The organism is Aurantimonas sp. DM33-3 (assembly GCF_014334315.1).
GTDB classification, from domain to species: Bacteria; Pseudomonadota; Alphaproteobacteria; order Rhizobiales; family Rhizobiaceae; genus Aurantimonas; species Aurantimonas coralicida.
Genome location: NZ_JACSGS010000003.1, coordinates 218,785 through 244,121, shown reverse-complemented (window position 1 = coordinate 244,121; position 25,337 = coordinate 218,785). Strand labels below are relative to the sequence as shown.

Sequence of the window (25,337 nt, the reverse complement as noted above, 5' to 3'; positions counted from 1 at the left end):
CCGGGCCAGATCTGGACGTTGCTGCGTTGCGGTCTAGGAATAACTTCCGACACAACTTCGCCTCATTGATTAAGGCCGTCCGTGAACGGGCGGTTGACGTAAACCATCGTTTTTAAGGGAGAATAAAGGGTCTGGTGTTACGAAGGATTCACGACGCCGGGTCCTGCAGGTCCTCGTTGCGGATCGGCAACACGGCGAAGGAGAACGTATTCCTGCCATTTTCTGAGCACGGATACGAACCATAACCCTCCCGAACCCGACAAGACGGGTGCGGCATTCGGAGCCGACGGCAGCGTCGGTCCGGAGACAAGGTCGCGCAAGCGACATAATGGAGTACGACTATGAAACGCCTTGCACTGCTTCTCGCCACCACGGCTTTCGTGACCCCGGCCCTCGCCGCGGACGTCATCTATGAGGAGCCGCCGGCACCGGCGCCGATGGCCATCGAGCCTGTCGCCACCACCGCAACCTGGACCGGCCTCTACATCGGTGGCCAGGCTGGCGTCGCATTCGGCAACGACAGCGGTTCGATTGGGTTCGATCCGGGTAACAACGGTGCGTTCGGCAACGGCACGCTCGACAACGGCGACGATTCCGACGCCGGCTTCATCGGTGGCGCGCATATCGGTTACGACTACCAGATCAACGACTTCGTCGTGGGTGCCGTCGCCGACATCAACTACATCGATGCCGAGACCAAGCGCAGCTACACCACGCCGGGCGGTTCGACCTTCAGCGCCGACAGCGAGATCAACTATCTCGGCACGGTCCGGGCGCGCGTTGGTTACGCCATGGACAGCGTCCTGCTCTACGGTACGGGCGGTCTCGCCTATGCCGGCGTCGACAACAACATGTCGGCTCCGACGGGTACCGAGTTCAACGGCTACACCTTCGAGCAGGACGAAGACGACACCGACATCGGCTACGCCGTCGGTGGTGGCGTCGACGTGATGGCGACCAACAACATCTCGTTCGGCGTCGAGTACCTCTACACGAACCTCGGTTCGAACGATCAGACGGTCACCGGTACCAACGGCACCAACACCGTCAACTTCACCAGCGAGTCGAACGACGACGACCTGGACTTCCACACGATCTGGGCCAAGGCCTCGTATCGCTTCAACTAAGAACGGTTCCGGACGCCTCGCGCGTCCGGTTTCGCTTCAGAGCCCGGCGGATCCTCGCGATCCGTCGGGCTTTTTCGTTGGTGGATTTCCGAAACCGGCGGGAATGACATTGGTCAGGCCAGCGGCGGCAGCCCGAGATCGGCGCGGCGCGGCAGGTCGGCGCCGCGACGGGAACAGGTGACCGCGGCCGCCCCGACCGCGAAGCGAAGCAGCGATTCCACGCTGGCCTGGTCGGCCTGCTTCAGGGCGGCGCGTGACAATTGCCCGCGCTCCTCGAGCGCAGCCAGAAGTGCGGCCTGAAACGTGTCGCCGGCGCCGACCGTATCGGCGACGACGATCCGCTGCCCCGCGACCGTGGCGGCAACGCCGCCACCCGTCAGCGCCACGGCGCCGTTCTCGCCGCGCGTGATCACGGCCATCTCCGCTCCGGCGCCGACCCAGTCCGCCAGCACGGCTTCGGCGGCGCGTCCCGGATAGAGCTGTTCGAGATCTTCCTCGCTCGCCTTCACCAATCCGGCGAAGGGAACGAGCTCGGCGACTTTCGCGCGCCAGATGTCGATGTCCGGCTCGATCGCGGTGCGGATGTTCGGATCGTAGGAGATGAAGCGTCGACCGTATTCCTGGCGCACCAGCTTCATCAATGCGGATGCCGTCGGTTCGGTGACGGTCGAATAGGACGCGACATGGATCGCGGCGAGCGCGTCGGGAAATTCGACCGGGACGTCCGAGGGTTCGACCGAACGGTCGGCCGTGCCCTCAATGTAGAAATCGTAGGCCGCCGAGCCGTCGGCGGCGAGCGAGACCATGGCGAGCGTGGTGTTGCGATCCGTCGGGATCAGGAATTGCTGGTCGATCGCCTCGCGTTCCATGAAGCCGCGGATGCGGGTGCCGAAGATGTCGCGCGAGACCTTGGTGAAGAAGCCGGCGGGATGTCCGAGGCGCGCCAGGCCGAGCGCGACGTTCAGCGGCGAGCCGCCGACACGGCCGGCAAGCGCGATCTGCGCCACGTCGTCGCCGGTTTCGACGAAAAGATCGAACAGCGCATCGCCGCAACTGAGGAACATGGCAGGCCTCCCGCACCCCGGATCCACTCTGGTGCCTTTAGCGGCTAGCAGGTCTGGGCGAAACGGGGAAGGCGAGGGGCGTTCGGCACCGACGCCGCGACGGGCTTTCTTCCGCGGCCGCCACGCCTATGATCGGCGAACGGAGCAAGCAACAAGCAACAAGGATACCGCAGCAATGGCATTCGAACGGGTCAACGGCGTCGTTCTTCATCACAAGGTCGAGGGGAACGCTGCAGGGCCGACGCTGGTCTTCGCCAATTCGCTCGGGACCGATTTCCGCATCTGGGACGCCATGGTGGCCGATCTGGCGGCCGACTACCGGATCGTTCGCTATGACAAGCGTGGCCATGGCCTGTCCGAGGCGACGCCGTCACCCTATGCGATGGAAGACCACGTCGCCGACCTGAAGGCGCTGATCGATCTTCTGGGGCTTGTCGATCCGCTGGTCGTCGGCCTGTCGATCGGTGGCATGATCGCGCAGGGGCTCGCCTCGCAGCATCCGGGCGTCGCCAAGGGGCTGGTGCTGATGGATACGGCGCATCGCATCGGCTCGGACGGGCTGTGGAACCAGCGGATTACCGCGATCGAGGCGGACGGCATCGCGGCCATTTCCGACCAGATTCTGCAGCGCTGGTTCACGCCCGACTTCCGCGCGCCCGGCAAGCCCGACTTCGTCGGCTATTCCAACATGCTGCTGCGCACGCCGCTAGCCGGTTACCTGGGCAGTTGCTGCGCCCTGCGCGATGCCGATTATACGGAGGCGACACGAGCGCTGACGCTGCCGGTGCTGTGTGTCGTCGGCGACCATGACGGCTCGACGCCGCCCGATCTCGTGCGCTCGACCGCCGATCTCATTGCCGGCGCGCGCTTCGAGATCGTCGAGAATGCCGGGCATCTGCCGTGCATCGAGCAGCCGCAGGCGACGACGCGGCTGGTCGCGGACTTCGCGGCCGAGGTGTTCGGCGGCGCGGGCAACCAATGACGGCAGCCGTCTTCTCCAATCCGATCCTCGCCGGGCTTCTGGGGGACGAGGAGCTCTCCTCCTACTTCACCGCCGCATCCGACATCGAAGCCATGCTGGCCTTCGAGACGGCGCTGGCCGAGGCCGAGGCCGCGGAAGGGCTGATCGCCGCAGAAGCGGCCGCCGCGATCGCGGCGCGGACGTCGGGTTTCACCCCGGACATTGCCGGTCTGGCGGAGGGAACGGCCCGCGACGGGGTGGTGGTGCCGGACCTGCTGCGACAGCTCAGGGCCGATCTCCCCGACGATCATGCGGCGGCGCTGCACAAGGGCGCGACCAGCCAGGACGTGATCGACGCGTCCATGGCGATGCGCATGCAGGGGGTGTCGCTCGTCCTCGACCGGCGGCTGGCCGCACTGGTCGACGGGCTGGCAGAGTGGAGCATCGCGGCGGGCGATGCCGAGGTGATGGCCCATACCCGCATGCAGGCGGCCCGCCCGACCCGGTTCCAGCGCAAGCTGTCGGCGTGGTCGGACCCGCTGCTGCGGTGCCGGCTGCGGCGCGAAGAGATCGCCCCGCGGGCCTTCGCGCTGCGATTCGGTGGTGCCGTCGGGGACCGCACCGGTTTGGACGGCAAGGGGGGCGCGGTCGCAGGGCGCGTCGCCGAGACACTGGGGCTCTGGTCGGCGCCAGGCTCGCTGCATTCGGACCGCGACGGCATCGTCGAGTTCGGCACCTGGCTGTCGCTGATCACCGGCGCGCTCGGCAAGTTCGGGCAGGACGTCGCACTGTCGTTGCAGAACGAGGTCGGCGAACTGGCGCTGCAGGGGGGTGGTGGCTCCTCGGCCATGCCGCACAAGCAGAACCCCGTCGGGGCGGAGGTGCTGGTCACGCTGGCGCGCTTCAACGCGACGCTGGTCTCGGGTCTGCACCAGTCGCTGGTCCATGAGAACGAGCGGTCCGGTGCGGCCTGGACGCTGGAATGGATGGTCCTGCCGCAGATGGCGATGGCTGCCGGCGCGGCGACCCGCACGGCGCAGGATCTGCTGGGCCGGTTGTCGCTGGCGTAAGCGGCACGGAGCGGCTGACGCGATCGCGAGCGGCACGGAAACACCGCTCGCCGTTCCGGCCTTCTTCGAAGCGCGAACGCACTGCCTGGCTCAACGACCGGGCGATGCGCCTTCGTCTGGCTGCGGTTCAGGCGGCGCGGTCGAGGCGCGAGGGCGAAGCGGGTTGCTGCGAGCCACTTCGCTGATGGACGGCATCGTCGTCCAGGCGGAAGCGTTCGACCACATCGCCCAGATTGCGGGCGTCGGCCGCCAGCGCCTGCACGGCGGCGGTGGTCTCCTCGACCAGGGCGGCATTCTGCTGGGTCGCCCGGTCCATTTCGGCGGCGGCGCCGGAGACCTCGCGCAGGCTCGTCGCCTGTTCCGTCGCGGAGACCGCGATCCGGCCGATGACATCGGTCATAGCCGCGACTTCCTGGACGATCTCGTCGAGGCTGCGACCTGGCGCGGTGACGAGTTCGACGCCGTTCTTCACCTCCTCGCCCGAGGCCGAGATGAGCAACTTGATCTCCTTCGCCGCATCGGCGGAGCGCTGGGCGAGGCCACGCACTTCCTGCGCGACGACCGCAAAGCCCTTGCCCGCCTCGCCGGCTCGGGCCGCCTCGACGCCGGCATTCAGCGCCAGAAGATTGGTCTGGAAGGCGATCTCGTCGATCACCCCGATGATTTCGCCGATCTTGTGGGAGGAGGTCTCGATCCGGCTCATCGCGGCGACGGCGCGCGAGACGACCTCGCCGCCCTTTTCCGCCTTGTCGCGGGCGGCGGTCGCGACGGTCCGCGCCTGGCTGGAACTCTCGGCCGTTCGATTGACTGCCGCCGTCACCTCGCCGAGGGCTGCGACCGTCTGCTCCAGGGAGGCCGCCTGCTGCTCGGTGCGATGGGCCAGATCGGCAGAGGACTGGGCAATGCCGCCCGTCGCCTGCTCGACGCTGCCGACGGTGGATGCCACCTCGGCGAGCGCGTCGGCCAGAGCGCCGATGGCGCTGTCGAAATCGGTGCCGATCTTGCCGAAAGCGGCCGGCAGCTTCGTCGCGAGGCGGGCGCGCAGGTCGCCGCCGGCGATCTGGTTCAGCGCCGTCGCCAGCGTCTCTATGGCGCGGGTCTGCTCTTCCGCGGCTCGGGCTTCTGCAGCCTGCGCCTTCGCACCCTCCTCACGCATCTCGACCATCACCGTGAGGTCGACGAGGAAGGTGACATAGGCGGGCTTGCCGTTGATCTTCGTCGCCATGATGGTGACGAAGCCGGGGAAGGTGGTGTCGTCGAGGCGCTTGGTCGTCCATTCGAAGCGCGCCGCGCCGTTCTTCGTCGCCTCGGCGAGAATGTCGCGGAGCCGGGCGTCGCTGCGACTGCCGTCGGGCTGGTTGTCCGGGGAGATCGCCTTCGGGGTGAGGCCGACGATGCCCTCGCGCTTGCCCCTCAGCATCGCCTCGGTCGCGGGATTGCAATCACGGATCACGCCGTCCTGAAGAACGTAGTAGCCGTCGGGCGAGACTTCGATCACCGCGTCGGCGAACTGCTCGCGATAGCTTCTCTGTTTGCGCATAATCTGCAGCATGCCGGCGTCTCCCCCGCAACAATTCCGGGAAGCCTAGCAAGTCGTGGTGAACGAAAGGTTGCTGTTTCCGCGCGTCAAGCATCGGTGCCGGGCTGCATTGCATGTTGCGTTCGCGAACACGTCCGTCTTCTTGGCGTTCCGCTAGGTCCCGCGCAGGGCGTAGGTGCCGAAGGCCGGGACCTTGATCGCCAGGCGGCGGGGGTCGAGCCCGGCGACGAGGCCGAGGAAATTGACCTCGAAGCCCGAATCCCAGCCGACGACGAGGCCGGCATAGCCCCACAGCGACAGCCGGAACTCGGCCCGGTCGGGATCGAGCGCGACGAGGCGGCCCTCTGAAGGGTAGTCGCGGCCGATCGCGGCGGCCGGCAGGGTGGCGGCGATGCCGGGCACGGCGCGCATCACATGGGCGACGAAGGTGTTGGAGTTGGGCCCGGGAAAAATGTGGTAGCCGCCCGACGCTGCGAACGGGTAGGAGGCGATGGCTTCGAGGACCTGCGGGATCAGGCGTTCGGCGCGCTCGCCCGTGACGGCGACGACGATCTCGGGAACATTGGAGTACCACAGGCCATCGGCCGGCCGGTGGTTCTGCCGGATCGGCATGCCCCAGCCGACCTTGTCCCAGCGCTCGTAGGGGCTGGCGCCATCGCCCTTCAAGACGATCCAGGAATGCTGCGAGACGGCGCCCTTCATGCCGCCGGTGCGCGCGGCGAGAATGTAGAGGGCCGCCGGCGTGTCGTCGTCCGGCACCGGCAGAATCTGGGCCGAGCTCCAGTCCGCCTGGCGCCACGAGCCGGGATGTTCGCCGGTCCACCAGAGCAATGCGGACAGGGCCGCCGGCAGCACATAGACTCCGGCAATGAGAAGCAGCAGCAATTTCAAGGGACGCATCGGCTCGCGGGCAGGTGGCGGGGGGCGTGTCGGACTGATATTGAGGCGACGTTTCGAAACAGCAGCTTAAGGTCGAGGTGCCCAATGGCAAACCCGGTTCTCGTGGAAGTGACCCGCGGCGGTATCGTGGAGAGTTTCCATCGCGGCGGTTTCGCGCTCGTCGATGGTTCGGGCGAGATGATCGACCATCGCGGCGACATCCTGCGGCCGGTGTTCCCGCGCTCGGCGATCAAGGTGTTCCAGGGCATTCCTCTGATCGAGACCGGCGCCGCCGATGCCTACGGTTTCGGCGACCGCGAACTGGCGCTGGCCTGTGCCTCCCATTCGGGCGAGGACGGCCATGCGCGTCTGGCGGCGGAAATGCTGGCGAAAGCCGGGCTCGACGGCACGGTCCTCGAATGCGGCTGCCACTGGCCGTTCGACGCGTCGGTGTCGCGCGATCTGGCCCGGCGCGGCGAGAAGCCGACGGCGCTGCACAACAACTGTTCGGGCAAGCATGCCGGCTTCCTGTGCACGGCGGTGCACCAGGGCGAGGAGACCCGCGGCTATGTCGGGCTCGGTCATCCGGTGCAGCAGCGGGCCAAGGCAGTGATTGAGGATCTGACCGGCTTCGATCTGAATTCCGATGTCTGCGGTACCGACGGCTGCTCGATCCCGACCTTCGCCGCGCCGCTGAAGAGCTTTGCCCATGGCTTCGCCAAGCTGGTCAGCGGACATGGGATCGCCCCCGAGCGCGCAGCTGCCGGCCAGCGCCTCATCGACGCCTGCATGGCCCATCCCTGGGAGATGTCGGGCACCGGCCGCGCCTGCGAGGCGCTGATGCAGGCCGCACCCGGCCAGGTCTTCGCCAAGACCGGTGCCGAGGGCGTTTTCTGCGGGGCGTTGCCCGAGCTCGGCCTCGGCTTCGCGCTGAAGATCGACGACGGTGCGACGCGGGCCAGCGAGGTGCTGGCGGCAGCGGTCATCGCCGCGGCGCTGCGCAGCCACGATGCCGATCTCGCGGCCCGTTTCGATGCGCTGTCCGAGACGACCCTGCGCAACTGGGAGAAGACCGAGGTCGGCGCCGTCCGGGCGACGCTCGACTAGTCCGGCGTCAGCCGATCAGCTCCAGTCGCTCTTCGGCGCCGACCGCGTCCGCTCGCCGCTCTTGGCAGGGCTGCGGGTGGAGCGCCGGCGCGGCGCCGGTTTGGTCGTCGGCTTCAGCCGGATGTCGACGCTGCCGCCCTCCGGGTCGTCCACCTCGAACAGATCGGTCGAGCGCACGAGGTCCGACAACTTCTTGAAGCCATAGGTGCGGGGATCGAAGTCCGAGGACAGGTTGAGGAGCTGCTTGCCGAAGCTGCCGAGATTCACCCAGCCATCCTCGGTGTCCATCTGGTCGATGACCCGCTTGAGCAGCTCGGCGGCTTCCTGCGGCTTGGCGAGCGGCGCGCTGGTCGGCTTGCCGTCGTCCTTCTCCGGCGCGATGCGCTGGGGCAGCAGGTTCTCGGTGTAGATGAAGCGGCGGCAGGCCTGGCGGAAGCTCTCGGGGGTCTTCTGCTCGCCGAAGCCGTAGACGTCGACACCCTGCTCGCGGATCCGCGCCGCCAGCCGCGTGAAGTCGCTGTCCGACGACACCAGGCAGAAGCCGTCGAAGCGTCCGCTGTGGAGCAGATCCATCGCGTCGATGACGAGGGTGATGTCGGAGGCGTTCTTGCCGGTCGTGTAGGCGAATTGCTGCTGCGGGATGATGGCGTGGCGCGACAGAACGTCGGCCCAGCCCTTCGAGCGCGACGAGGAGAAGTCGCCGTAGATGCGGCGCACGCTGGCTTCGCCGATCTTGGCGATTTCCTCGAACAGGCCGTCGGCGATCCGCGATGAGGCGTTGTCGGCGTCAATCAGCACGGCTAGGCGCGCGGTGCGGTCGGGTCTCGTGTTGGACATGCAGAAATCCTTGGCTCTCGTGAGAGGCGATCTAAGGCGCGCGGCGCCGGTGCACAGGCATCGGCTGCGACACGCGCGAAATGGATGAGTGCGACGGCGGGCCGGCCGTCATCGGTTCCCGCCGGAGCGGGAAAGGCCCAGATGGTCGAGGATATCTTCGGCAACGGCCGAGGGCGCCCGTTCCCCGGTGCGCACGGCGTTTTCACCGGCGGCGATCTCGGCCGGCCAGTTCGGCCCGGACAGGACGCGCCGGCGGATCGCGGCGTCGAGGCTGGACCACAGCCAGCGCACGCGCTGGTCGGCCCGGCGCTCGTCCCAGGCGCCGTTGTCGCGATGCACCTGCCGAAAGCGTTCGATCTCGCTCCAGAGCGCGTCAAGCCCGGTACCGGTCATGCCGGAGACCGTGGCGACGGGAACGCGCCATGCGGCCGACCGCGGCGCCAGTATGTTGAGCGCCGAGCGGATCTCGGAGGCGGCGGTCTTCGCCGCGTCGACATTGCCGCCATCGGCCTTGTTCATGGCGATGATGTCGGCGACCTCGAGGATGCCCTTCTTGATCCCCTGCAGTTCGTCGCCGCCACCGGGGATCATCAGGAGAAGGACAAGATCGACCATCTCCGCCACCGCGACTTCGGCCTGGCCGACCCCCATGGTCTCGACGATCACCACGTCGAAGCCGGCCGCTTCGCAGAGGAGCATCGTCTCGCGGGTCTGGGCTGCGACGCCGCCGAGCGTGCCGGAGGACGGGGAAGGGCGGACATAGGCATTTCGATCGACGCTGAGCCGCGCCATGCGGGTCTTGTCGCCGAGAATCGAGCCGCCGCTGCGGACCGAGGACGGGTCGACCGCCAGCACCGCGACCCGGTGGCCCTTCGCCGTGAGCATGGAGCCGAAGGCGTCGAGCAGGGTCGACTTGCCGACGCCCGGAACGCCGCTGAGGCCGATGCGGATGGCGCGTCCGGTCTCCGGCGCAAGACGATCGAGCAGCGCGGCTGCCGTCGCGCGATGGTCCGCGCGGGTCGATTCGACCAGGGTGATCGCCCGCGAGAGCGCGGCGCGCGATCCTTCGAGCAAGGATGCTGCCAATGTGTCGGGATCGGTGAAATCGGCCATGGGAGCCTGCAATAGTAGGCCTCGGCGTGGCTGTCGACCATAGTGGCGCCGTATGGGAAACATTCCCGATAACGGCTCCCACCGGTCTTTGTGACCCCGCGTGGCTTTCGATGATGAAACGCTTTTGCTAGCTTTCCGTTGGTGGGTAAAGCGATCGACCTTCTGTCGGTCGCGGCACTTTGGGAGAATGACAATGGCCTGGAACAAGCCCGTTATCACGGAAGTCTGCGTCGCGATGGAAATCAACGGCTACATGCCGATCGAATTCTAATTGTCGACTGCACATGATAGCCGCGGGCGGGCACAGACCCGCCTGCGGCTTTTTGTATTGGGCTCCGCTGCCGGCGGCGGCTATCCCCAGTGGAACTGCCTCTGTGACGTGTGCCGCCTCTACTGGACCGGCGACACTCGGGTCAGCGCGCGCTCGCAATCCTCGATCGCCGCGACGGCGGATGGAGAGAACTGGCTTCTTCTGAACGCCTCTCCCGACCTGCGCGAGCAGATCATGCGATCCCCGCCGATCTCGCCGATGGCCGGGGCTGCCGATGCGACGCGGCGTGCGTCGCCAATCGGTGCGGTGCTTGTCACCAATGGCGACGTCGATCATGTCGCCGGCCTCCTGACATTGCGCGAGAAGCAGACTTTCCCGCTCTACGGAACAGCAGGCGTTCTCGACGTCATCCAGCAGAATCCGATCTTTTCCGTCCTCGACCCCGCTTGTGTCGAGCGCCGGCCGGTCGCGGTCGGGCAGGCGTTCGAGCCGGTGCCCGGACTGGAGGTCGAGATCTTCTCGGTTCCCGGCAAGGTCCCGCTCTACCTGGAAAAGGGTGAAGTCGACGTCGGCGAGGAAGGCGAGATGACCGTCGGCGTCCGGCTGACGGCGCATGGCCAGACCGCCTATTACATCCCCGGCTGCGCCGCAGTCACGGAACCACTGCGCGCGCGCGTGCGGGGCGCCGACGCGCTGCTCTTCGACGGGACCGTATTCGAGGACGACGAGATGGCGCAGGCCGGCGTCGGTCCGAAGACCGGCCGGCGCATGGGCCACATCCCGATCTCGGGCGAGGGCGGCAGCCTGAACGCCTTCGACGATCTGGGGATCGGTCACCGGACCTATATCCACATCAACAACACCAATCCGATCCTGATCGAGGGATCCGACCAGCGGCAGGCTGTCGAGGCGGCCGGCTGGCAGGTCGCGAAGGATGGCATGGAGATCGCACCATGACGGCCATGATGGATCGCGAGGCCTTCGAGGCCGCGCTGCGCCAGATCGGCGCCGAGCGTTACCACCATCTGCATCCGTTCCAGCAGATGCTGCAGAATGGCGAACTGAGCCGCGAGCAGGTGCAGGCTTGGGCCCTCAATCGCTACTACTACCAGTCGCAGATCCCGGTGAAGGATTCGCATATCCTGGCACGTCTGCAGACGACGGAGCTGCGGCGCGAATGGCGCCAGCGGATCATCGACCATGACGGACAGGAGGCGTCCGAGGGGCAGCCGGCGCAGCGCGGCGGTATCGAGAAATGGATTGCCCTGACCGATGGTGTCGGCCTCGATCGTGCCTATGTAGAGAGTGGTGCCGGTATCCTGCCCGGCACCCGTTTCGCGGTCGATGCCTATGTGCATTTCGTGCAGGAGAAGACGCTGCTGGAGGCCATAGCCTCGTCGCTGACCGAGCTGTTCTCGCCGAACGTGATCGGCACGCGCGTGCGCGGCATGCTCGAGCATTACGACTTCATCTCGCGCGAGACGCTGGCCTATTTCGACAAGCGTCCCGTGCAGGCCAAGCGTGATTCCGATTTCGCGCTGGAGTATTGTCTGGAGAACGCCCGCCGGCCGGAAGAGCAGGAGGCGGTGCTCAATGCCCTGCGCTTCAAGTGCCACGTGTTGTGGGCGCAGCTCGACGCCCTGTATTTTGCCTATGTCGCGCCGGGCCTGACCCCGCCCGATGCCTGGCAGCCCGGCACGGCAGAGAAAGAGAATCCGAGATCATGACCGAGATTGCCGACACCACGATTCCGAAGCTGCCGCACGGCGTGAAGTTTCGCGAAGACAAGGTCCGCGGCAATTTCATTCTGGTCGGCCCGGAGCGGATCTTCAACGCCGACGGCGTTGCCACCGAGATCCTGAAGCGGGTCGACGGCAAGTCCGATTTCGGCACGATCGTCCGCTCGCTGGCCGAGGTCTTCGCCGCTGACGAAGCCACCATCCGTCCCGATGTCGCGAGCTTCCTTGTCGATCTCAGCGACAAGCAAATGGTGACGTTATGAACGAAGCCGTCTTTCCCCAGCCGGTCGCACAGCCGACACCGGCGCCGCCGCTGGGCCTTCTGGCCGAACTCACCCACCGTTGTCCGCTGCGCTGTACCTATTGCTCGAACCCGCTGCAGCTCGACGGCCGATCCAGCGAGCTCGACACCGAGACCTGGAAGCGGGTGTTCAGCGAGGCCGCCGAACTCGGCGTCATCCATATCCATCTGTCCGGCGGCGAGCCGACGGCGCGCAAGGACATCGTCGAGCTGACCCGCCACGCCAGCGAGGTCGGCCTCTATACCAACCTGATCACCTCCGGCGTCGGCGTCAGCGACGACAAGCTGGACGCGCTGCTGGAGGCCGGCTGCGACCATATCCAGCTCTCGCTGCAGGGGGCGGATGCCCAGATCACCGAGCTCGTCGGCGGCTATCGCGGCGGCTTCGAGAAGAAGGAAGCCTTCGCCCGTTCGGTGGTGGAGCGGGGTTTCCCGCTGACGCTGAACGCGGTCATCCACCGGATGAACATTCATCAGGTGCCGCAGATGATCCAGAAGGCCGTCGATTTCGGCGCCAAGCGCCTGGAGATCGCCCATACGCAATATTACGGCTGGGCCCTCAAGAACCGGGCACAGCTGATGCCGGCGCGCGAGGACGTCGACCGGACGATCACCGAGGTCGAGGAAGCCCGCGAGCGGCTGAAAGGCACGCTGGTCATCGACGCGGTGTTTCCGGACTATTACGCCAAATATCCCAAGCTGTGTAACGGCGGCTGGGGCGCGCGGACGCTGAGCGTGACGCCGGCCGGGCGGGCGCTGCCCTGCCACGCCGCCGAGACGATCAAGCATCTGGAATTCTGGTCCGTGCAGGACCATTCGATCGCCGACATCTGGTCGTCGTCGCCGGCTTTCGAGGCCTATCGCGGCACGTCGTGGATGAAGGAGCCCTGCCGCTCCTGCGAGCGCCGGCATATCGATTTCGGTGGCTGTCGTTGCCAGGCGCTGGCGCTGACGGGCGATGCGGCCAATACCGATCCGGCCTGCATCAAGTCGGACATGCATCAGCGCCTCGGCGAGATCGCCACGACGGAATCCTCGGCGGTCGTCGACCCCGGCGCCGCCGTCTATCGGGGTTTTCGCGCCGGATAGCCGCCCGCGTCACCGGGCCCCGGGACGGGGCGCCGGCTGCGCCCCGAGTTTTCTCAGGCCGTCATGCCCGCCGTCTGTCCCGTCGCCTGCTGCCAGGAAAAGCGCCGCGCGGCATTGTCGTTGGCCGAGCCTGCCCAGCGCGCGCGGTCGACGAGGCTGGTGGACGGGCCGTACAATTCCGCCCGTTCGCCGGCCGTCGACTGGAACACCGGAAACTTCGGATGGAGTTCGCGGCGCAGCGTCTGCATGTCGTTGTAGCAGAGCGCGATCGGCTTCTTCAGTCCGGGATAATGCCGGGCCGGGGTCTGCGGGTGAAGAAGGCAGATCCGGTCGTAGAAGGGCACGTGTTCGGGCCGGACCGTCGCCAGCATGTATGTGGCGTCGAAATGGTCGGCGAGCATGGAGCCGAGCCTGAGGCCCGCGAAGGGGAGGAGCGTCGTCATCTTCCGGACGCTGTGGTCGACGACGAAGCGGGTCGGGTCGACGAAGCTCTCGCCCTTGTCGAGCAACGGCGTCAGTTCGGCACCGAAGACATCCATGGCCGGGCCGACGCGGCATTCCGGGGTAGTGATATGCAGGCGGATCGAGGCGACGAGGGCGTCATCGATCTCAATGCCCAGAACGAATGCGTTCACATCCTCGTCGTGACGATCTGAGAACATGCGGGACGGTGCTTCGCCGATCGCCCCTTCGGCAAGATACGCATCATAGCGCAGGCGATAGATCTTTTCGCGATCGGTATCGCTGGTGGCCTGGAAATAACGGACGCTTCTCATCACGCTGGATATCTGAGAGCGACCGGAGAGTTTGCCAGACTTGCTCGTGCCTCGGTCCATGCTTCGTCAGTCCCCCGCTGCATTTGACGACGATATCGTTCAAATTGTGCAGACAGGATTACGCATTTTTAAATATATGCAAAGCTGATATTGGAAAAGTAGTTAATTTCCGTTAATGAATCCTCTGTTGCGTTGATTCTGTTCACGAAATCCTAGCGCTACTTGTGGGGCGAGTGGGAAATCCAGCGCCGCTTACTGTCCGGCAATGGCGATCCGCGGACGGCTCTCGGCCATCTCGCGGCCGGCCGAACTGCTGGCCCTGAGTAGCGTCCCGATGGCCGTTTCGGGCAAGGGGCGTCCGAAGACGAAGCCCTGGATCTGCGTGACCTGCGGGTCCGAAGAGACGAACTCCAGGAGCTCGATCGTTTCGACACCCTCCACGACGATGCGAAGGTCCAGCGAGGCGACGAGGTGCACGAAGCCGCGCAGGAGCGATTGGCGTCGCTTGTCGGCGATGATGCCGGTGAGGAAGGACCGGTCGATCTTCACCTTCCCGATCGGCAGACGGGCGATGTAGCTGAAGTTCGAGAAGCCGGTGCCGAAATCGTCGAGCGCGATGGAGATACCCATGTCGCGCAGGGCTTCCAGCTTGGCAAGGACGGGCTGGTGCTCGCCGAGAAGCAGGTTCTCGGTGATCTCGATCTCCAGCCGTCGCGGATCGAAATTCGTCTCGCGCAACGCAGTGGAGATGACCTCGACCATGTCGGCGCGCAGCAACTGGCTCGGCGAGAGGTTCACCGCAACGGCGACGGAAGACGGCCAGTCGCTGGCGATCCGCATCGCCTCGTAAAGCGTCCAGTCCGTCAGCATCCCCATCAGGCCGGTTTCTTCGGCCACCGGCAGGAACTCTCCCGGCGAGATCATACGCCCGTCCGGCGCCATCCAGCGGATCAGCGCCTCGCAGGTGGAAATCCGCAGGGTGTTCGGCTCGACGAGCGGCTGGAAGAACAGGCGGAGCTGATTGTCCTCGAGCGCCAGACGCAGACCGGTCTCGATCCGCAGGCGATTGGTCTCGCGATCCAGCATGTCGGCGGCGAACATGCGGGCCGTACTGCGGCCGGCGCTCTTGGCCTGGTAAAGGGCGGTGTCGGCCTGACGGGTGAGAAGCTCGGCGTCCTCGCCATGCAGCGGGAAGAGGGCGGTGCCGATACTGCAGCCGGTCGCAGCCGGCGCACCCTGGATCATGAAGGGTTCGCGCATGGCCTCGACCAGCCGGTCGGCAAGGCCGGCGGCCGCTTCGGCATCCGCGCCATATTGCAGGATCAGGAACTCGTCGCCGGCAAAACGCGAGATGAAGCCGCTGGTCCCGACAACCTCGCGGAACCGCCGTGCCGTCTCGATCAGGACGGCGTCGCCGGCCTTGTGGCCGAGCGTGTCGTTGATCCGCTTGAACCGGTCGAGGTCGACGAAATGAACCGCGAAGGGCTCGTAGGTGTCGCGGGTCAGCTCGTCGAGGCGGCGGTTGGTGTAGGCCCGGTTGGGCAGATGCGTCAGCGTGTCGAAATGTGCCAGTTCCTCGTTCATTCGGGCCGCGCGCAGCGCCCCGAGGAAGGTCTCGCAGATCCGTCCATTGGTCCTGAGAATTCCGGCGAAGAACACCAGCAGGATGAAGGCGTAGCCGACATACCAGGCGGTGCCCTGGATGAGCAGGCCGGCGACCATCGGCACGGCTGCGGCTGCGGTCTGGACGCGGGCGATCAGCGGGCTCGGGAAATTGCGCGCCTGGATGCCGATCAGGTAGCCGATCGCCGTCGCGAAGGAGACGACCTGGGCGAAGGCGCCGCCGCCGACGAGGAAGACGATGGTGGTCCAGGCGCCGACGCTGGCGACATGGACGGTGCCGAGGACGAGATAGAGCCGTTCCCAGAAGACGACGTCGAAGTCCGCATTGTGGGAGCGCTGCCGGACCATCAGCATGGTCACCAGGCGGATCGCGGCAATCAGGGAGGTGAAGGCGACGACGCTCCACAGGGCGTTCTGCCCGGTCTGGATCGCGGTCATGGAGGCGCCGACAGCGACGGCCACCGAGGCGTAGGCGAAGGACAGCATATCGCCGTGCAGCGAGCGGACGATCTCGACGCGCTCGCTCGCTTCCCATCCGCCCAGCTGCAATTCTCGGGTCAGCAGCATACCGTCGGCCTCGCTTTCATCAGCGAAACTTGATCGAATTTCGTTAAGAGATCATTTAGCTACTTCTGCGCGATCATGTTCGGCCGATACACGCGGGGCCGAGATCGGCGACATGCAAAGCCGCGAAACGCGGTGCGTAGGCGCCTGCGCCCGGCTAGAGCCAGTTCTTGTAGCGGAACAGAATCATCGGGACGACGGCGGAGACCACCATGGCAACGAGCGCCAGAGGGTAGCCGAACGTCCAGCCGAGTTCGGGCATGTGCGCGAAGTTCATGCCGTAGATCGACGCGATGAGGGTTGGCGGCAGGAACGCCACCGCCGCCACCGAGAAGATCTTGATGATGGCGTTCTGCTCGATCGAGATCATGCCGACGGTCGTGTCGAGCAGGAAGGTCGTCTTGTTCGACAGGAACGAGACGAAGTCGTTGAGCGAGTGGACGTCGCGGGACATCGCCTTGACGCGGGGCCTGGTGTCCCGGCTCGACGGCTTGCGGCCGTCGAGGACGAGTTGCAGGAAGGGCAGCAGCCGGTCGAGGGTGGCAAGGCTTTCGCGGACCCGCGACGTGAGATCGCCGGCTGCCCCGATCCGCCGCAGCAGTGACTTGAAGTCCGCGGTGCCCGTCGGCTTCTTTCTCGCCGACGAGGAGAAGATGTCGTCGCCGATCCGGTCGAGATCGGCGGAGATGGATTCCAGGAGATCCGCGACCCGGTCGATGACGGTCTCCAGGAGGCCGATCAGGATGCTGTCGGCTGTCGGCGTTCCGGGGTGGCTTGCCGTCTTGGCGGTCTGCGTCGGCTGCGGGCTCTCCGGCGACATAGCGGCGGCGTTGGGTGTCTCGCGGCAGAGCTTGGCGGCATAGATCGCGAAGCTCTTTGGCTCGCTGTAGCGCAGGGTGATCAGCCGGTCGCCGGTCCGGATGAAGGTGACCGGTGCGAAGGACGGTTTGCCGCTGTCGAGGCCGAAGACCACCGAGGCGGTCATGAAGTCCGCGCCATCCTCGGAATAGAGCCGGCTCGAGACCTCGATCTCGTCCATTTCCTCGCGGGTGGGCACGTCGATGCCGCACAGCCGCTCGACGGCCGAGACGTCGTCCGCCGTCGGGTTGAGCAGGTCGAGCCAGACGGCCTCGCTCGGGATCGCGTCGCCCTGCACCGAACGGGGGCGCATGAACCGGCCCGCGGGCGTGTAGGCCTCGATCATGGGCGCCATCCGCCGAAGGCGCGGGAGCGGCGATTCCGGCCGCTCGATGGCGCAAGCGCACCGGTGCCGTGGGTCGTCACGAGCTCTACTCTGCCGCCAGCTTGCCGTGTCCGAGATGGGCGGCGAGGGACTGCAGGAGATCGGCCGCCGCTTCCGCGACGACGGTGCCCGGCATGAAGATCGCCGCGGCGCCGGCTTCCTTCAGCGCCGGGACGTCCTGGGGCGGGATGACCCCGCCGACGACGATCATGATGTTTTCGCCACCTTCCCGGGCGAGGGCGGCCTTCAGCTCCGGCACCAGCGTCAGGTGACCGGCGGCCAGCGACGAGGCGCCGACGATATGGACGTCGTTCTCGACGGCCTGGCGGGCCGCTTCCTCCGGCGTCTGGAAGAGCGGGCCGATATCGACGTCGAAGCCGAGATCGGCAAAGGCGGAGGCGATGACCTTCTGGCCGCGGTCGTGACCATCCTGGCCCATCTTGGCAACAAGGATGCGGGGACGGCGTCCCTCGGCTTCGGCAAAGGCCGCGCTCATCGCCTGAACCTGCGCAACACGATCCGCCATGGGACCCGCCTCCCGCTTGTAGACACCCGCCACGACCTGCGCCTTGGCGACATGGCGGCCGAACACCGTCTCCAGCGCATCGGCCATCTCGCCGACGGTCGCCTTGGCCCGGGCCGCCGCGATGGACAGTTCGAGGAGGTTGCCGTTGGCCTCGGCACCCGCGGTGAGTGCGGACAAGGCCGCCTTCGTTGCGGCATCGTCACGTTCGGCCCGCAACTGCTGCAGCTTCTCGATCTGCTGGCGCCGCACATCGGCATTGTCCACCCGCAGGACATCGACCTCGTCGTCGCTGGCATTGCGGAAGCGGTTGATGCCGACCACGGTCTGGGTGCCCGAGTCGATCCGCGCCTGGGTCTTGGCCGCGGCTTCCTCGATCCGCAGCTTCGGTAGTCCCTTTTCGATGGCCTTGGCCATGCCGCCCATCGCCTCGACCTCGGCGATATGCGCCAGTGCCTTTTCCGCGAGAAGATGGGTCAGCCGCTCGACATGGGCGGACCCGCCCCACGGATCGATCAGGCCCGTCGTGCCGGTTTCATGGGCGAGGACAAGCTGGGTGTTGCGGGCTATGCGGGCGGAAAAGTCCGTCGGCAGCGCCAGCGCCTCGTCGAAGGCATTGGTGTGCAGCGACTGGGTATGGCCCTGCGTCGCCGCCATCGCCTCGACGCAGGTTCGCACGACGTTGTTCATCACGTCCTGCGCCGTCAGCGACCAGCCGGAGGTCTGGCAATGGGTGCGCAGCGAGAGCGAACGCGGATCCTGCGGCGCGAAGTTCTCCTTCATCAGCGCTGCCCAGATCAGCCGTGCGGCCCGCAGCTTGGCGATCTCCATGAAGGCGTTCATGCCGACAGCCCAGAAGAAGGACAGGCGCGGCGCAAAACGATCGATGTCGAGCCCGGCAGCGACACCGGCCCGGGCATATTCGATGCCGTCGGCGATGGTGTAGGCGAGCTCTAGGTCGGCCGTCGCCCCGGCTTCCTGCATGTGGTAGCCGGAAATCGAGATCGAGTTGTATTTCGGCATGTTCTTCGAGGTGAATTCGAAGATGTCCGAGATGATCCGCATCGAGGGCGCCGGCGGATAGATGTAGGTGTTGCGGACCATGAACTCCTTCAGAATGTCGTTCTGAATGGTCCCGGACAGATCGGCCTGCGCGACACCCTGTTCCTCGGCCGCGGCCACATAGAGGGCAAGGACCGGCAGGACGGCGCCGTTCATGGTCATCGAGACGCTCATCTCGCCGAGCGGGATGCCGTCGAAGAGTTGTCGCATGTCGATGATGGAATCGATGGCGACGCCCGCCATGCCGACGTCGCCCGACACGCGGGGGTGATCGGAATCATAGCCGCGATGGGTTGCGAGATCGAAGGCGACCGACAAGCCCTTCTGGCCCGCGGCGAGGTTGCGGCGGTAGAAGGCGTTCGACGCCGCGGCGGTAGAGAAGCCGGCATATTGCCGAATGGTCCAGGGCTTCTCGACATACATGGTCGGGTAGGGACCGCGCAGATAAGGCGCGATGCCCGGCTGGGTATCGAGGAACGGGTAGCCTTCCAGTGCATCGGAGCCGTAGGCGCCGCCGATCGTGATGCCTTCGGGCGTTTCGAACCCGTCCGTCGCCGGCGATTGCGGAGCGGCTGCGTTCGGGCGGCTCCAGCCGATCTGCCTGAAATCCGGGATCGCGCTCATCGGCTGGCCTCCGAAGTTTCGCTGAGACGGTGCGGACGCAGGGACTCGCAGCGCATCTCACCGCCGGACGCCGCGGGATCGCTTCGATCGGCGGCAAGGATCGTGTGATCGCGCTCGCTCTCGAGCGGGTAGAGGCTGGCCCCGATGACCACTGTCTTGCCGTCCTCCAGCCGCCGTTGGCGTTCCAGCCGGGCGTCCATGACCCGGCTCTGCAGAGCGCCGGTCTTCAGGCTGGCGACGATGCCGCCCTCGGCCTCGATCTCTCGGAATTCGTTCCAGGCGGCCTCGGCGGTCAGGTCGGTCAGCGCCTCGATGCTGCCCGAGCCGGCGGCGGGGTCCGCGACCAAGGCAAGGAAGCTCTCTTCCTGCAGGATGATCTGCAGATTGCGGGCAAGGCGGCGCGCCGCGCGATCGGGCAGGCCGAGCGGCGCGGTGTAGGGCAGGACGGCCAGACTGTCGGCTCCGCCGGTGCCCGCGGCGAAGGCGGCGATGGTGGCGCGCAGGATGTTGGTATGCGGGTCCATGGCAGCCATCATCCGCCACGACGTCTCGGCATGGATACGGGTCGCAGACGGCGCCTCCTCGCCGCAGGATTCCAGCAGCTTTGCCCAGAGCAGGCGCAGCGCCCGCAGCGTCGCCGTCTGCTCGAACTGGCGCTGGTCGACGGAGAGGGTGAAGCCGATCGCGGAGGCGGCGTCAGCGACGCTCAGGCCGGCGTCGGTCATCGCACGCAGGTAATACAGCGCGGTCGCCAGAACAGCGCCAAGTTCCTGCGCGGCGGTGGCGCCGGCGTCGTGATAGAGGCGGCCGTCGGCCTCGGCGACGCGGCCGGTGAAGCCGCTGGCGCGCAGCCCCTTGGTAGCGCGGCCAGCATGGGCCCGGAAGGCGCTCTCGGCACCGGGAAAGCTGCCGGTGAAGGCAAAGGGGCCGACCGCATCGAGGCAGAGATCGATCGCCAGCGTCTCGAATGTCTGGTTCCGCGTTTTCGCCAGCGAACGCAGGGCATCCACGGCAATCCGGGCGTCCATATGCGGTTCGATCCGCAGCGCGATCATGGAGAGATCGACGCCGTCGAGAGCGCGGGCGATCGCCTCTGCCTCCATTGGCAGACCGAAACCATGGGACGAGGCCGAGCCCGCAAAGACCAGCGAAAGACCGTTGGCGCCGCCTTCCAGATCGGCCAGCGCCTGCTGGTTGGCACGGGCCGGATCGGGGTCGTCGACCCGCTGGACGATCTGCCAGGGACCGGAGGTCGCGCGCCCGAGCGGCGCGGCGGTGCGGCGCCCGTAGAGGGGACCGTAGCCGAACCCGTCCTCGGCTGTCGTCACGAGGGATTCGAACGATCGCCCCATCAGGCCCTTTTCGACGCGCGCGCGCCAACCGGCTTCGTCGACTTCCGGAAACTCGATGGCTTCGATCGTCAGCGCCGTCATGGGCCCTCCTCGTGCTGCCTGGTCGCGGCCATCCCCGAAAGGCGGTCGCGAAGGTCAGGCGGCCTGGCTCCCCCGCCTGTCCTTCTCACTCGTCCGGCTGCTTCCATAGGCTGTCCGGCCGGGAAACGAAACTGGCGTTGCCCTCGCGTCTGGCCAGACCCGCGCTTGCCCGTGCGAGCTAATGCGGGATCACGGCGTCAGAGGGCGCTCGCAATTGCCACACCACGCCCGAGACCGCGTAGTCCATCTCGACCGAGCCGTTCAGGCCGCGCGAGGTCATCTTCTGGGTAACCAGCGTGCCGAATCCCGAATGCTTGGGCTCGATCACGGGCGGTCCGCCGCTCTCGCTCCAGGTGATGGTGAACTCGGCATCCATCGACCAGGAGATCACGACCTTGCCCTCCGACGTCGACAGAGCGCCGTATTTGACGGCGTTCGTGGCCAGTTCGTGCAAGGCGAGGCCGAGGGTCTGGGCAGCGGTCGGGTTCAGCCGGACGGACGGACCACGAACCTCGATCTGCTCCCCGCCGGCGCCGAAGGCTTGGAGCTGGGCATGCACGAGGTCCTTGACCATGGCGCTTTCCCAGGCGCGGCTCGACAGGAGATCGGCCGAGCGGGCCAGCGAACTCAGCGCCTCGGAGAGGGTCGCCAGGAATTGCGTGGTGTCGGCGCTTTCCTTGGCTGCGCGACGCGCGATGGCCGCGATCAGTGCGTACTGGTTCTTGGCGCGATGGGTCATCTCGCGCATCAGGAAGCGGTTCTGTTCCTCGGCGTCGCGGCGCGCGCGGGACGCCTGGGCGAGGACCTTCGACACCTCGGCAACCTCGGCGATGTCGGTGCCGATCGTCGCCGCTGGCTCGCCGGCGCCGATGGCGGCAGCCTGCTTGGACAATTGCAGGATCGGTGCGGCAATGCGGCGACCAAGCAGGATTCCCAGCACGATCGAGAACATCAGAAGCACCGTGCCGGCGCTGATCAGCAACAGCCAGGATCGCAGGACGGGCTGCACGATGACCGAGTTGGGCACGGCGAGCGTGGTCGTCCATCCGGTCAGGCTGGATACGGTGGAGGCTTCGATCAGGTCGCGGCTCATGCGGGCGCCGAGCGTCTCGATGATCGAGGGATTGTCGTAGGAAATTCCCTGCTGGGCCTCCATCCGGCCTTCGCTGGTGACCGCGGCGAAGACCCGCTTGCCGTTCGAATCCTTGATGATGGCGGACCATTCGCGCGGCAGGTTGCGGTCGGCGATCACCGCGCTGAGCGTATCCGCGGCCTTGCTGATGATCAGGACGTAGGAGACGTCGTTGCCGCGAAATACCGGCACCGCGACGTGGAACACGAAGCGTTCGGAGCGATCGCCGAAGAACACGCCGGACACGGTCGGCTGACGGGTCTTGCGCACCCGGTCGACGGTTTCGGTGTAGCTCATGGCGCGAACCGGAGCCGGGTAGGGATCCAGCGTCGAGGCGACGATCCGACCGTTCGGCTCCACGAGCGCGGCATCGGTGTTGGTGGTTTTCAGCGCCGCGACCGTGCGTGCGTGGAACCCGGCAAGTTCACCCTCTTCCAGGGACGGCGAGGAGGCCAGCACCCGGCCGGTGGTGATCATGCCGTAGATCTCACGATCGACCGCGTTGGAGATGATCTCGGCGGTGTCGTTGACCTGAGCGGCGGCGATCTCGCGCTGCTGGGCGGAGAATTGCAGGATCAGGAATGCGCTGAACAGCAAAGCCGGGATCAGGACGATGACCGCGAACAGCACCAGATGGGCGAGGAGCGGCGGTCGCCGGAACAGGCGGGAAAGGTTGGACGACCCGGCAGCCCACGAACGCGTCAGCGAAGAACGCAGCCGGGACACATGCTGAGGGGTGGCGCCCGGTTCGGCGCTGATCGGATCAGATGTCATTCAAGGACCTCGCTCCCCCGATGACGTCGTGTTCCTTCAACACGGCCACATTTCCGTTTTTCGCCAAGACCATAGGCGAAGGCAACGGCTTTATCCAGCGCGCGGCTGGCGGTCTGCGCGGAAAGGTGGCCGGCCCCGTAGCGAGGCCGGCGATGTCATGGCGTCCGGGGCGCTGCCGCTCAGATATACTGCGACAGGCCGGGCACGGAGGAGAGGGCCTTGTCGACGGTCTCCGGGTCGGTCTGGGTCTTGGCGAAAGCCACAAGCTCGCGCGCCACGGTCTGGATCTCGCCCATTCCCAGGCCGAGGCCCATGAGCTTGGAGCCGAGGCCCATGATGCCGCCGCCGAGCATGCCGCCCATCAGGCCGCCGCTGCCGCCTTCGCCGGCGGTCGCCATCGCGTCTTCGGCGCCGGGCGTCTCGGCGATCATCTTCGCGACGGCCGGATCGTCCCCTTCGGCCTTCACGAAGGCGAGGATGTGCCCGACAGCCTTCTTGGCGGCGGCCTCGTCGATACCCGTCTCGGCGGCAATCTTGGCGAACAACTCGTGCATGGATGGTCCTCTTGGATCGGAGGCTCTGCCCCGGACATGCCGCTAAAAACCGGCCCTTGCAGGGTCGGCGCGAATCAGCGGGACTTTGGCAAAGCCGGCGGGGGCGCGCAATTGCAATCGGCGACAGGGCCCTGATGTGCGCTTGTGTCGCCGGAAGACCGGCATGTAAGCTCCGGCCTCCGCAAGAGGGGGACGCCGCATGCTCGAAGACGGTCGGATATATCTGGGATCCAGCCGCGACCCGAAGGACGCGATCAAGAAGGGCGAGTATCTCGACCTGACACGCGCCAATCGCCACGGCCTGGTGACGGGGGCGACCGGTACCGGCAAGACGGTGACCCTGCAGATATTGGCGGAAGGCTTTTCGGAAGCCGGCGTGCCGGTGTTCTGCTCCGACATCAAGGGCGATCTGTCGGGCGTGTCGCAGCGCGGCGAGGGCAAGGATTTCCTCGTCGCCCGGGCCGAGGCCATCGGTCTCGATCCCTATTACCACGACCTCTATCCCGTCGTGTTCTGGGACGTGTTCGGCAAAAAGGGCCACCCGATCCGCGCCACCATCTCCGAGATGGGGCCGCTCCTGCTCTCGCGGCTGATGAACCTCTCCGACGCGCAGGAAGGCGTCCTCAACATCGTCTTCAAGATCGCCGACGAGGAGGGGATGCTGCTCCTCGATCTCAAGGATCTGCAGGCGATGCTGGCCCATGTGGCCGAGAATGCCGACGATGTCTCGAAGCTCTACGGCAATGTCGCCAAGGCTTCGGTCGGCGCGATCCAGCGGTCGCTGCTGGTTCTGGAACAGCAGGGGGCGGAGAATTTCTTCGGCGAGCCGGCGCTGGCGATCGCCGACCTGATGCGCACGGACCGGGACGGGCGCGGCATCGTCAACATGCTGGCCGCCGACCAGCTGATGATGAATCCGCGGCTCTACGCGACCTTCCTGCTCTGGCTGCTGTCGGAGCTGTTCGAGGAACTGCCGGAGGTCGGCGACCCGGACAAGCCGAAGCTCGTCTTCTTCTTCGACGAGGCGCATCTGCTGTTTGACGACGCGCCGAAGATCCTCGTCGACCGGGTCGAGCAGGTGGTGAAGCTGATCCGCTCCAAGGGCGTCGGCGTGTATTTCGTGACGCAGAACCCGCTCGACATGCCCGAGGGCGTGCTGGCCCAGCTCGGCAACCGGGTTCAGCACGCGTTGCGGGCCTATACGCCGCGCGAGCAAAAGGCCGTGCGCACGGCGGCCGAGACCTTCCGTCCGAACCCGGAATTCGACTGTTTCGAGGCCATCACCCAGCTCGGCGTCGGCGAGGCCCTGGTCTCGACCCTCGACAAGAAGGGCGTGCCCTCGATGGTCGAGCGTACGCTGATCCGCCCGCCGGCCGGCCGGCTCGGTCCGGTAACCGAGGCGGAGCGGGCGCAAACGATGGCGAAGAGCCCGGTCGCGGGCCAGTACGACCATGCCGTCGATCGGGAATCTGCCTATGAGATGCTCATCGGCCGGGCCGAGGATCAGCTCGCGCAGGAAGAAGAGCAGCGCCGACTGGAAGCCGAGCGGAAGGAAGAAGCGGCACGCCGCGCCGACGCTGCGCGCCGCCGTGAAGAGGAGGAGCGGGACGCGCCGCCGCCTCGCCGGACGCGGACCGGTTTCCAGCTTCCCGATTTCGGCCTTGGCGGCGATGGCCGCGACGATACCCAGGAGGTGGAGGAGGCAGAGCCCGCACCGCGCCGCCGCTCGGCACCCCGTCGGCGTTCGTCGGGCTATCAGCGTCAGACCGTGACCGAGACCATCATGAAGCAGGTCGGCCGCACGGTCGCCTCGACGGTGACCCGGGCGATCCTGCGCGGCGTTCTCGGCAGCCTGAAACGCGGGAAGTGACGCGAACCGAGTAGATGCGCCTCGTTCGCGGCGGCGCCGGGACCAGGGCGGCGGCTTTCAA

Annotated in this window: 21 protein-coding genes; 9 read left to right on the top strand and 12 right to left on the bottom strand. The window is 66.6% G+C overall.

What is annotated here, in order from left to right:
• Nucleotides 1-341: 341 nt before the first annotated feature.
• Entirely contained in the window at nucleotides 342-1,127 is a 786-nt protein-coding gene (locus H9Q09_RS06150) for an outer membrane protein (RefSeq protein WP_187390322.1), read from the top strand.
• A 113-nt stretch (nucleotides 1,128-1,240) separates the two neighbouring features.
• Here the strand turns inward: H9Q09_RS06150 and H9Q09_RS06145 are convergent, their stop codons facing one another.
• On the bottom strand, nucleotides 1,241-2,191 hold the full coding sequence (locus H9Q09_RS06145; RefSeq protein WP_187390321.1) for a carbohydrate kinase: 951 nt from the start codon (nucleotides 2,189-2,191) through the stop codon (nucleotides 1,241-1,243).
• Nucleotides 2,192-2,366: 175 nt separating this feature from the next.
• Here H9Q09_RS06145 and pcaD point away from each other — a divergent pair, with 175 nt between their 5' ends.
• Together pcaD and H9Q09_RS06135 are read left to right on the top strand one after the other, a co-directional pair.
• Complete coding sequence (pcaD, locus tag H9Q09_RS06140) at nucleotides 2,367-3,173, top strand: 3-oxoadipate enol-lactonase (protein ID WP_187390320.1); 807 nt, start codon at nucleotides 2,367-2,369, stop codon at nucleotides 3,171-3,173.
• Nucleotides 3,170-4,222 carry a 3-carboxy-cis,cis-muconate cycloisomerase gene (locus tag H9Q09_RS06135; RefSeq protein WP_187390319.1) on the top strand — a complete coding sequence of 351 codons (1,053 nt, stop codon included), beginning with the start codon at nucleotides 3,170-3,172 and terminating at the stop codon, nucleotides 4,220-4,222. The genes pcaD and H9Q09_RS06135 overlap by 4 nt, the downstream gene beginning before the upstream one ends.
• A gap of 127 nt (nucleotides 4,223-4,349) precedes the next feature.
• Here H9Q09_RS06135 and H9Q09_RS06130 read toward each other — a convergent pair whose 3' ends face one another.
• Together H9Q09_RS06130 and H9Q09_RS06125 are read right to left on the bottom strand one after the other, a co-directional pair.
• Complete coding sequence (locus H9Q09_RS06130) at nucleotides 4,350-5,774, bottom strand: methyl-accepting chemotaxis protein (RefSeq protein WP_187390318.1); 1,425 nt, start codon at nucleotides 5,772-5,774, stop codon at nucleotides 4,350-4,352.
• Between the two features lie 141 nt (nucleotides 5,775-5,915).
• Nucleotides 5,916-6,662, bottom strand: a complete 747-nt coding sequence (locus tag H9Q09_RS06125; RefSeq protein WP_187390317.1) for a DUF3750 domain-containing protein — start codon at nucleotides 6,660-6,662, stop codon at nucleotides 5,916-5,918.
• 84 nt (nucleotides 6,663-6,746) lie between these two features.
• Here H9Q09_RS06125 and H9Q09_RS06120 point away from each other — a divergent pair, with 84 nt between their 5' ends.
• A complete protein-coding gene (locus tag H9Q09_RS06120) occupies nucleotides 6,747-7,748 on the top strand; it encodes an asparaginase (protein WP_187390316.1) in 1,002 nt (333 codons plus the stop codon).
• Nucleotides 7,749-7,763: 15 nt separating this feature from the next.
• On the opposite strand, the gene H9Q09_RS06115 is transcribed toward H9Q09_RS06120, so the two are convergent.
• Together H9Q09_RS06115 and meaB are read right to left on the bottom strand one after the other, a co-directional pair.
• On the bottom strand, nucleotides 7,764-8,585 hold the full coding sequence (locus tag H9Q09_RS06115) for an NYN domain-containing protein (protein ID WP_187390315.1): 822 nt from the start codon (nucleotides 8,583-8,585) through the stop codon (nucleotides 7,764-7,766).
• A 108-nt stretch (nucleotides 8,586-8,693) separates the two neighbouring features.
• Nucleotides 8,694-9,698 (bottom strand): methylmalonyl Co-A mutase-associated GTPase MeaB, encoded by a 1,005-nt coding sequence (gene meaB, locus H9Q09_RS06110; protein ID WP_187390314.1) that lies wholly within the window; start codon nucleotides 9,696-9,698, stop codon nucleotides 8,694-8,696.
• A 313-nt stretch (nucleotides 9,699-10,011) separates the two neighbouring features.
• On the opposite strand from meaB, the gene pqqB reads away from it, so the two are divergent.
• From pqqB to pqqE, 4 genes are read left to right on the top strand one after another with little or no spacing between them, the layout of a single operon-like run.
• A complete protein-coding gene (gene pqqB / locus H9Q09_RS06100; RefSeq protein ID WP_187390469.1) occupies nucleotides 10,012-10,926 on the top strand; it encodes a pyrroloquinoline quinone biosynthesis protein PqqB in 915 nt (304 codons plus the stop codon).
• Nucleotides 10,923-11,696 (top strand): pyrroloquinoline-quinone synthase PqqC, encoded by a 774-nt coding sequence (gene pqqC, locus H9Q09_RS06095; RefSeq protein ID WP_187390313.1) that lies wholly within the window; start codon nucleotides 10,923-10,925, stop codon nucleotides 11,694-11,696. Before pqqB ends, pqqC begins: the two co-directional genes overlap by 4 nt.
• Nucleotides 11,693-11,971: a pyrroloquinoline quinone biosynthesis peptide chaperone PqqD gene (gene pqqD, locus H9Q09_RS06090; RefSeq protein ID WP_024349005.1), complete on the top strand. Its 279-nt coding sequence runs from the start codon at nucleotides 11,693-11,695 to the stop codon at nucleotides 11,969-11,971. Before pqqC ends, pqqD begins: the two co-directional genes overlap by 4 nt.
• On the top strand, nucleotides 11,968-13,098 hold the full coding sequence (pqqE, locus tag H9Q09_RS06085; protein WP_187390312.1) for a pyrroloquinoline quinone biosynthesis protein PqqE: 1,131 nt from the start codon (nucleotides 11,968-11,970) through the stop codon (nucleotides 13,096-13,098). Before pqqD ends, pqqE begins: the two co-directional genes overlap by 4 nt.
• Before the next feature lie 53 nt (nucleotides 13,099-13,151).
• Here pqqE and H9Q09_RS06080 read toward each other — a convergent pair whose 3' ends face one another.
• The 7 genes from H9Q09_RS06080 to H9Q09_RS06050 form a co-directional block, all read right to left on the bottom strand.
• Nucleotides 13,152-13,874 carry a hypothetical protein gene (locus H9Q09_RS06080; protein ID WP_187390311.1) on the bottom strand — a complete coding sequence of 241 codons (723 nt, stop codon included), beginning with the start codon at nucleotides 13,872-13,874 and terminating at the stop codon, nucleotides 13,152-13,154.
• A gap of 252 nt (nucleotides 13,875-14,126) precedes the next feature.
• A complete protein-coding gene (locus tag H9Q09_RS06075; RefSeq protein WP_187390310.1) occupies nucleotides 14,127-16,064 on the bottom strand; it encodes an EAL domain-containing protein in 1,938 nt (645 codons plus the stop codon).
• Nucleotides 16,065-16,218: 154 nt separating this feature from the next.
• A complete protein-coding gene (locus H9Q09_RS06070) occupies nucleotides 16,219-17,265 on the bottom strand; it encodes a magnesium transporter CorA family protein (protein WP_187390309.1) in 1,047 nt (348 codons plus the stop codon).
• Nucleotides 17,266-17,350: 85 nt separating this feature from the next.
• A complete protein-coding gene (gene scpA, locus H9Q09_RS06065; RefSeq protein ID WP_187390308.1) occupies nucleotides 17,351-19,513 on the bottom strand; it encodes a methylmalonyl-CoA mutase in 2,163 nt (720 codons plus the stop codon).
• A complete protein-coding gene (locus tag H9Q09_RS06060) occupies nucleotides 19,510-20,946 on the bottom strand; it encodes a methylmalonyl-CoA mutase subunit beta (protein WP_187390307.1) in 1,437 nt (478 codons plus the stop codon). Before H9Q09_RS06060 ends, scpA begins: the two co-directional genes overlap by 4 nt.
• A gap of 178 nt (nucleotides 20,947-21,124) precedes the next feature.
• The gene (locus H9Q09_RS06055) at nucleotides 21,125-22,852 is read right to left on the bottom strand and encodes an HWE histidine kinase domain-containing protein (protein ID WP_187390306.1); all 1,728 of its coding nucleotides are present in this window, start codon (nucleotides 22,850-22,852) and stop codon (nucleotides 21,125-21,127) included.
• A gap of 179 nt (nucleotides 22,853-23,031) precedes the next feature.
• Entirely contained in the window at nucleotides 23,032-23,406 is a 375-nt protein-coding gene (locus H9Q09_RS06050; protein ID WP_187390305.1) for a DUF2267 domain-containing protein, read from the bottom strand.
• 199 nt (nucleotides 23,407-23,605) lie between these two features.
• Between H9Q09_RS06050 and H9Q09_RS06045 the strand changes: the two genes are divergently transcribed.
• Nucleotides 23,606-25,276, top strand: coding sequence for a helicase HerA-like C-terminal domain-containing protein (locus H9Q09_RS06045; RefSeq protein WP_187390304.1), 1,671 nt, complete (start codon nucleotides 23,606-23,608; stop codon nucleotides 25,274-25,276).
• Nucleotides 25,277-25,337 lie beyond the last annotated feature (61 nt).

What these genes read in the sequence shown, in the direction of transcription:
- H9Q09_RS06150 (WP_187390322.1), top strand. Translation starts at nt 342, where the DNA reads ATGAAACGCCTTGCACTGCTTCTCGCCACCACGGCTTTCGTGACCCCG.
- H9Q09_RS06145 (WP_187390321.1), bottom strand. Translation starts at nt 2,191, where the DNA reads ATGTTCCTCAGTTGCGGCGATGCGCTGTTCGATCTTTTCGTCGAAACC.
- pcaD (WP_187390320.1), top strand. Translation starts at nt 2,367, where the DNA reads ATGGCATTCGAACGGGTCAACGGCGTCGTTCTTCATCACAAGGTCGAG.
- H9Q09_RS06135 (WP_187390319.1), top strand. Translation starts at nt 3,170, where the DNA reads ATGACGGCAGCCGTCTTCTCCAATCCGATCCTCGCCGGGCTTCTGGGG.
- H9Q09_RS06130 (WP_187390318.1), bottom strand. Translation starts at nt 5,774, where the DNA reads ATGCTGCAGATTATGCGCAAACAGAGAAGCTATCGCGAGCAGTTCGCC.
- H9Q09_RS06125 (WP_187390317.1), bottom strand. Translation starts at nt 6,662, where the DNA reads ATGCGTCCCTTGAAATTGCTGCTGCTTCTCATTGCCGGAGTCTATGTG.
- H9Q09_RS06120 (WP_187390316.1), top strand. Translation starts at nt 6,747, where the DNA reads ATGGCAAACCCGGTTCTCGTGGAAGTGACCCGCGGCGGTATCGTGGAG.
- H9Q09_RS06115 (WP_187390315.1), bottom strand. Translation starts at nt 8,585, where the DNA reads ATGTCCAACACGAGACCCGACCGCACCGCGCGCCTAGCCGTGCTGATT.
- meaB (WP_187390314.1), bottom strand. Translation starts at nt 9,698, where the DNA reads ATGGCCGATTTCACCGATCCCGACACATTGGCAGCATCCTTGCTCGAA.
- pqqC (WP_187390313.1), top strand. Translation starts at nt 10,923, where the DNA reads ATGACGGCCATGATGGATCGCGAGGCCTTCGAGGCCGCGCTGCGCCAG.
- pqqD (WP_024349005.1), top strand. Translation starts at nt 11,693, where the DNA reads ATGACCGAGATTGCCGACACCACGATTCCGAAGCTGCCGCACGGCGTG.
- pqqE (WP_187390312.1), top strand. Translation starts at nt 11,968, where the DNA reads ATGAACGAAGCCGTCTTTCCCCAGCCGGTCGCACAGCCGACACCGGCG.
- H9Q09_RS06080 (WP_187390311.1), bottom strand. Translation starts at nt 13,874, where the DNA reads ATGAGAAGCGTCCGTTATTTCCAGGCCACCAGCGATACCGATCGCGAA.
- H9Q09_RS06075 (WP_187390310.1), bottom strand. Translation starts at nt 16,064, where the DNA reads ATGCTGCTGACCCGAGAATTGCAGCTGGGCGGATGGGAAGCGAGCGAG.
- H9Q09_RS06070 (WP_187390309.1), bottom strand. Translation starts at nt 17,265, where the DNA reads ATGATCGAGGCCTACACGCCCGCGGGCCGGTTCATGCGCCCCCGTTCG.
- scpA (WP_187390308.1), bottom strand. Translation starts at nt 19,513, where the DNA reads ATGAGCGCGATCCCGGATTTCAGGCAGATCGGCTGGAGCCGCCCGAAC.
- H9Q09_RS06060 (WP_187390307.1), bottom strand. Translation starts at nt 20,946, where the DNA reads ATGACGGCGCTGACGATCGAAGCCATCGAGTTTCCGGAAGTCGACGAA.
- H9Q09_RS06055 (WP_187390306.1), bottom strand. Translation starts at nt 22,852, where the DNA reads ATGACATCTGATCCGATCAGCGCCGAACCGGGCGCCACCCCTCAGCAT.
- H9Q09_RS06050 (WP_187390305.1), bottom strand. Translation starts at nt 23,406, where the DNA reads ATGCACGAGTTGTTCGCCAAGATTGCCGCCGAGACGGGTATCGACGAG.
- H9Q09_RS06045 (WP_187390304.1), top strand. Translation starts at nt 23,606, where the DNA reads ATGCTCGAAGACGGTCGGATATATCTGGGATCCAGCCGCGACCCGAAG.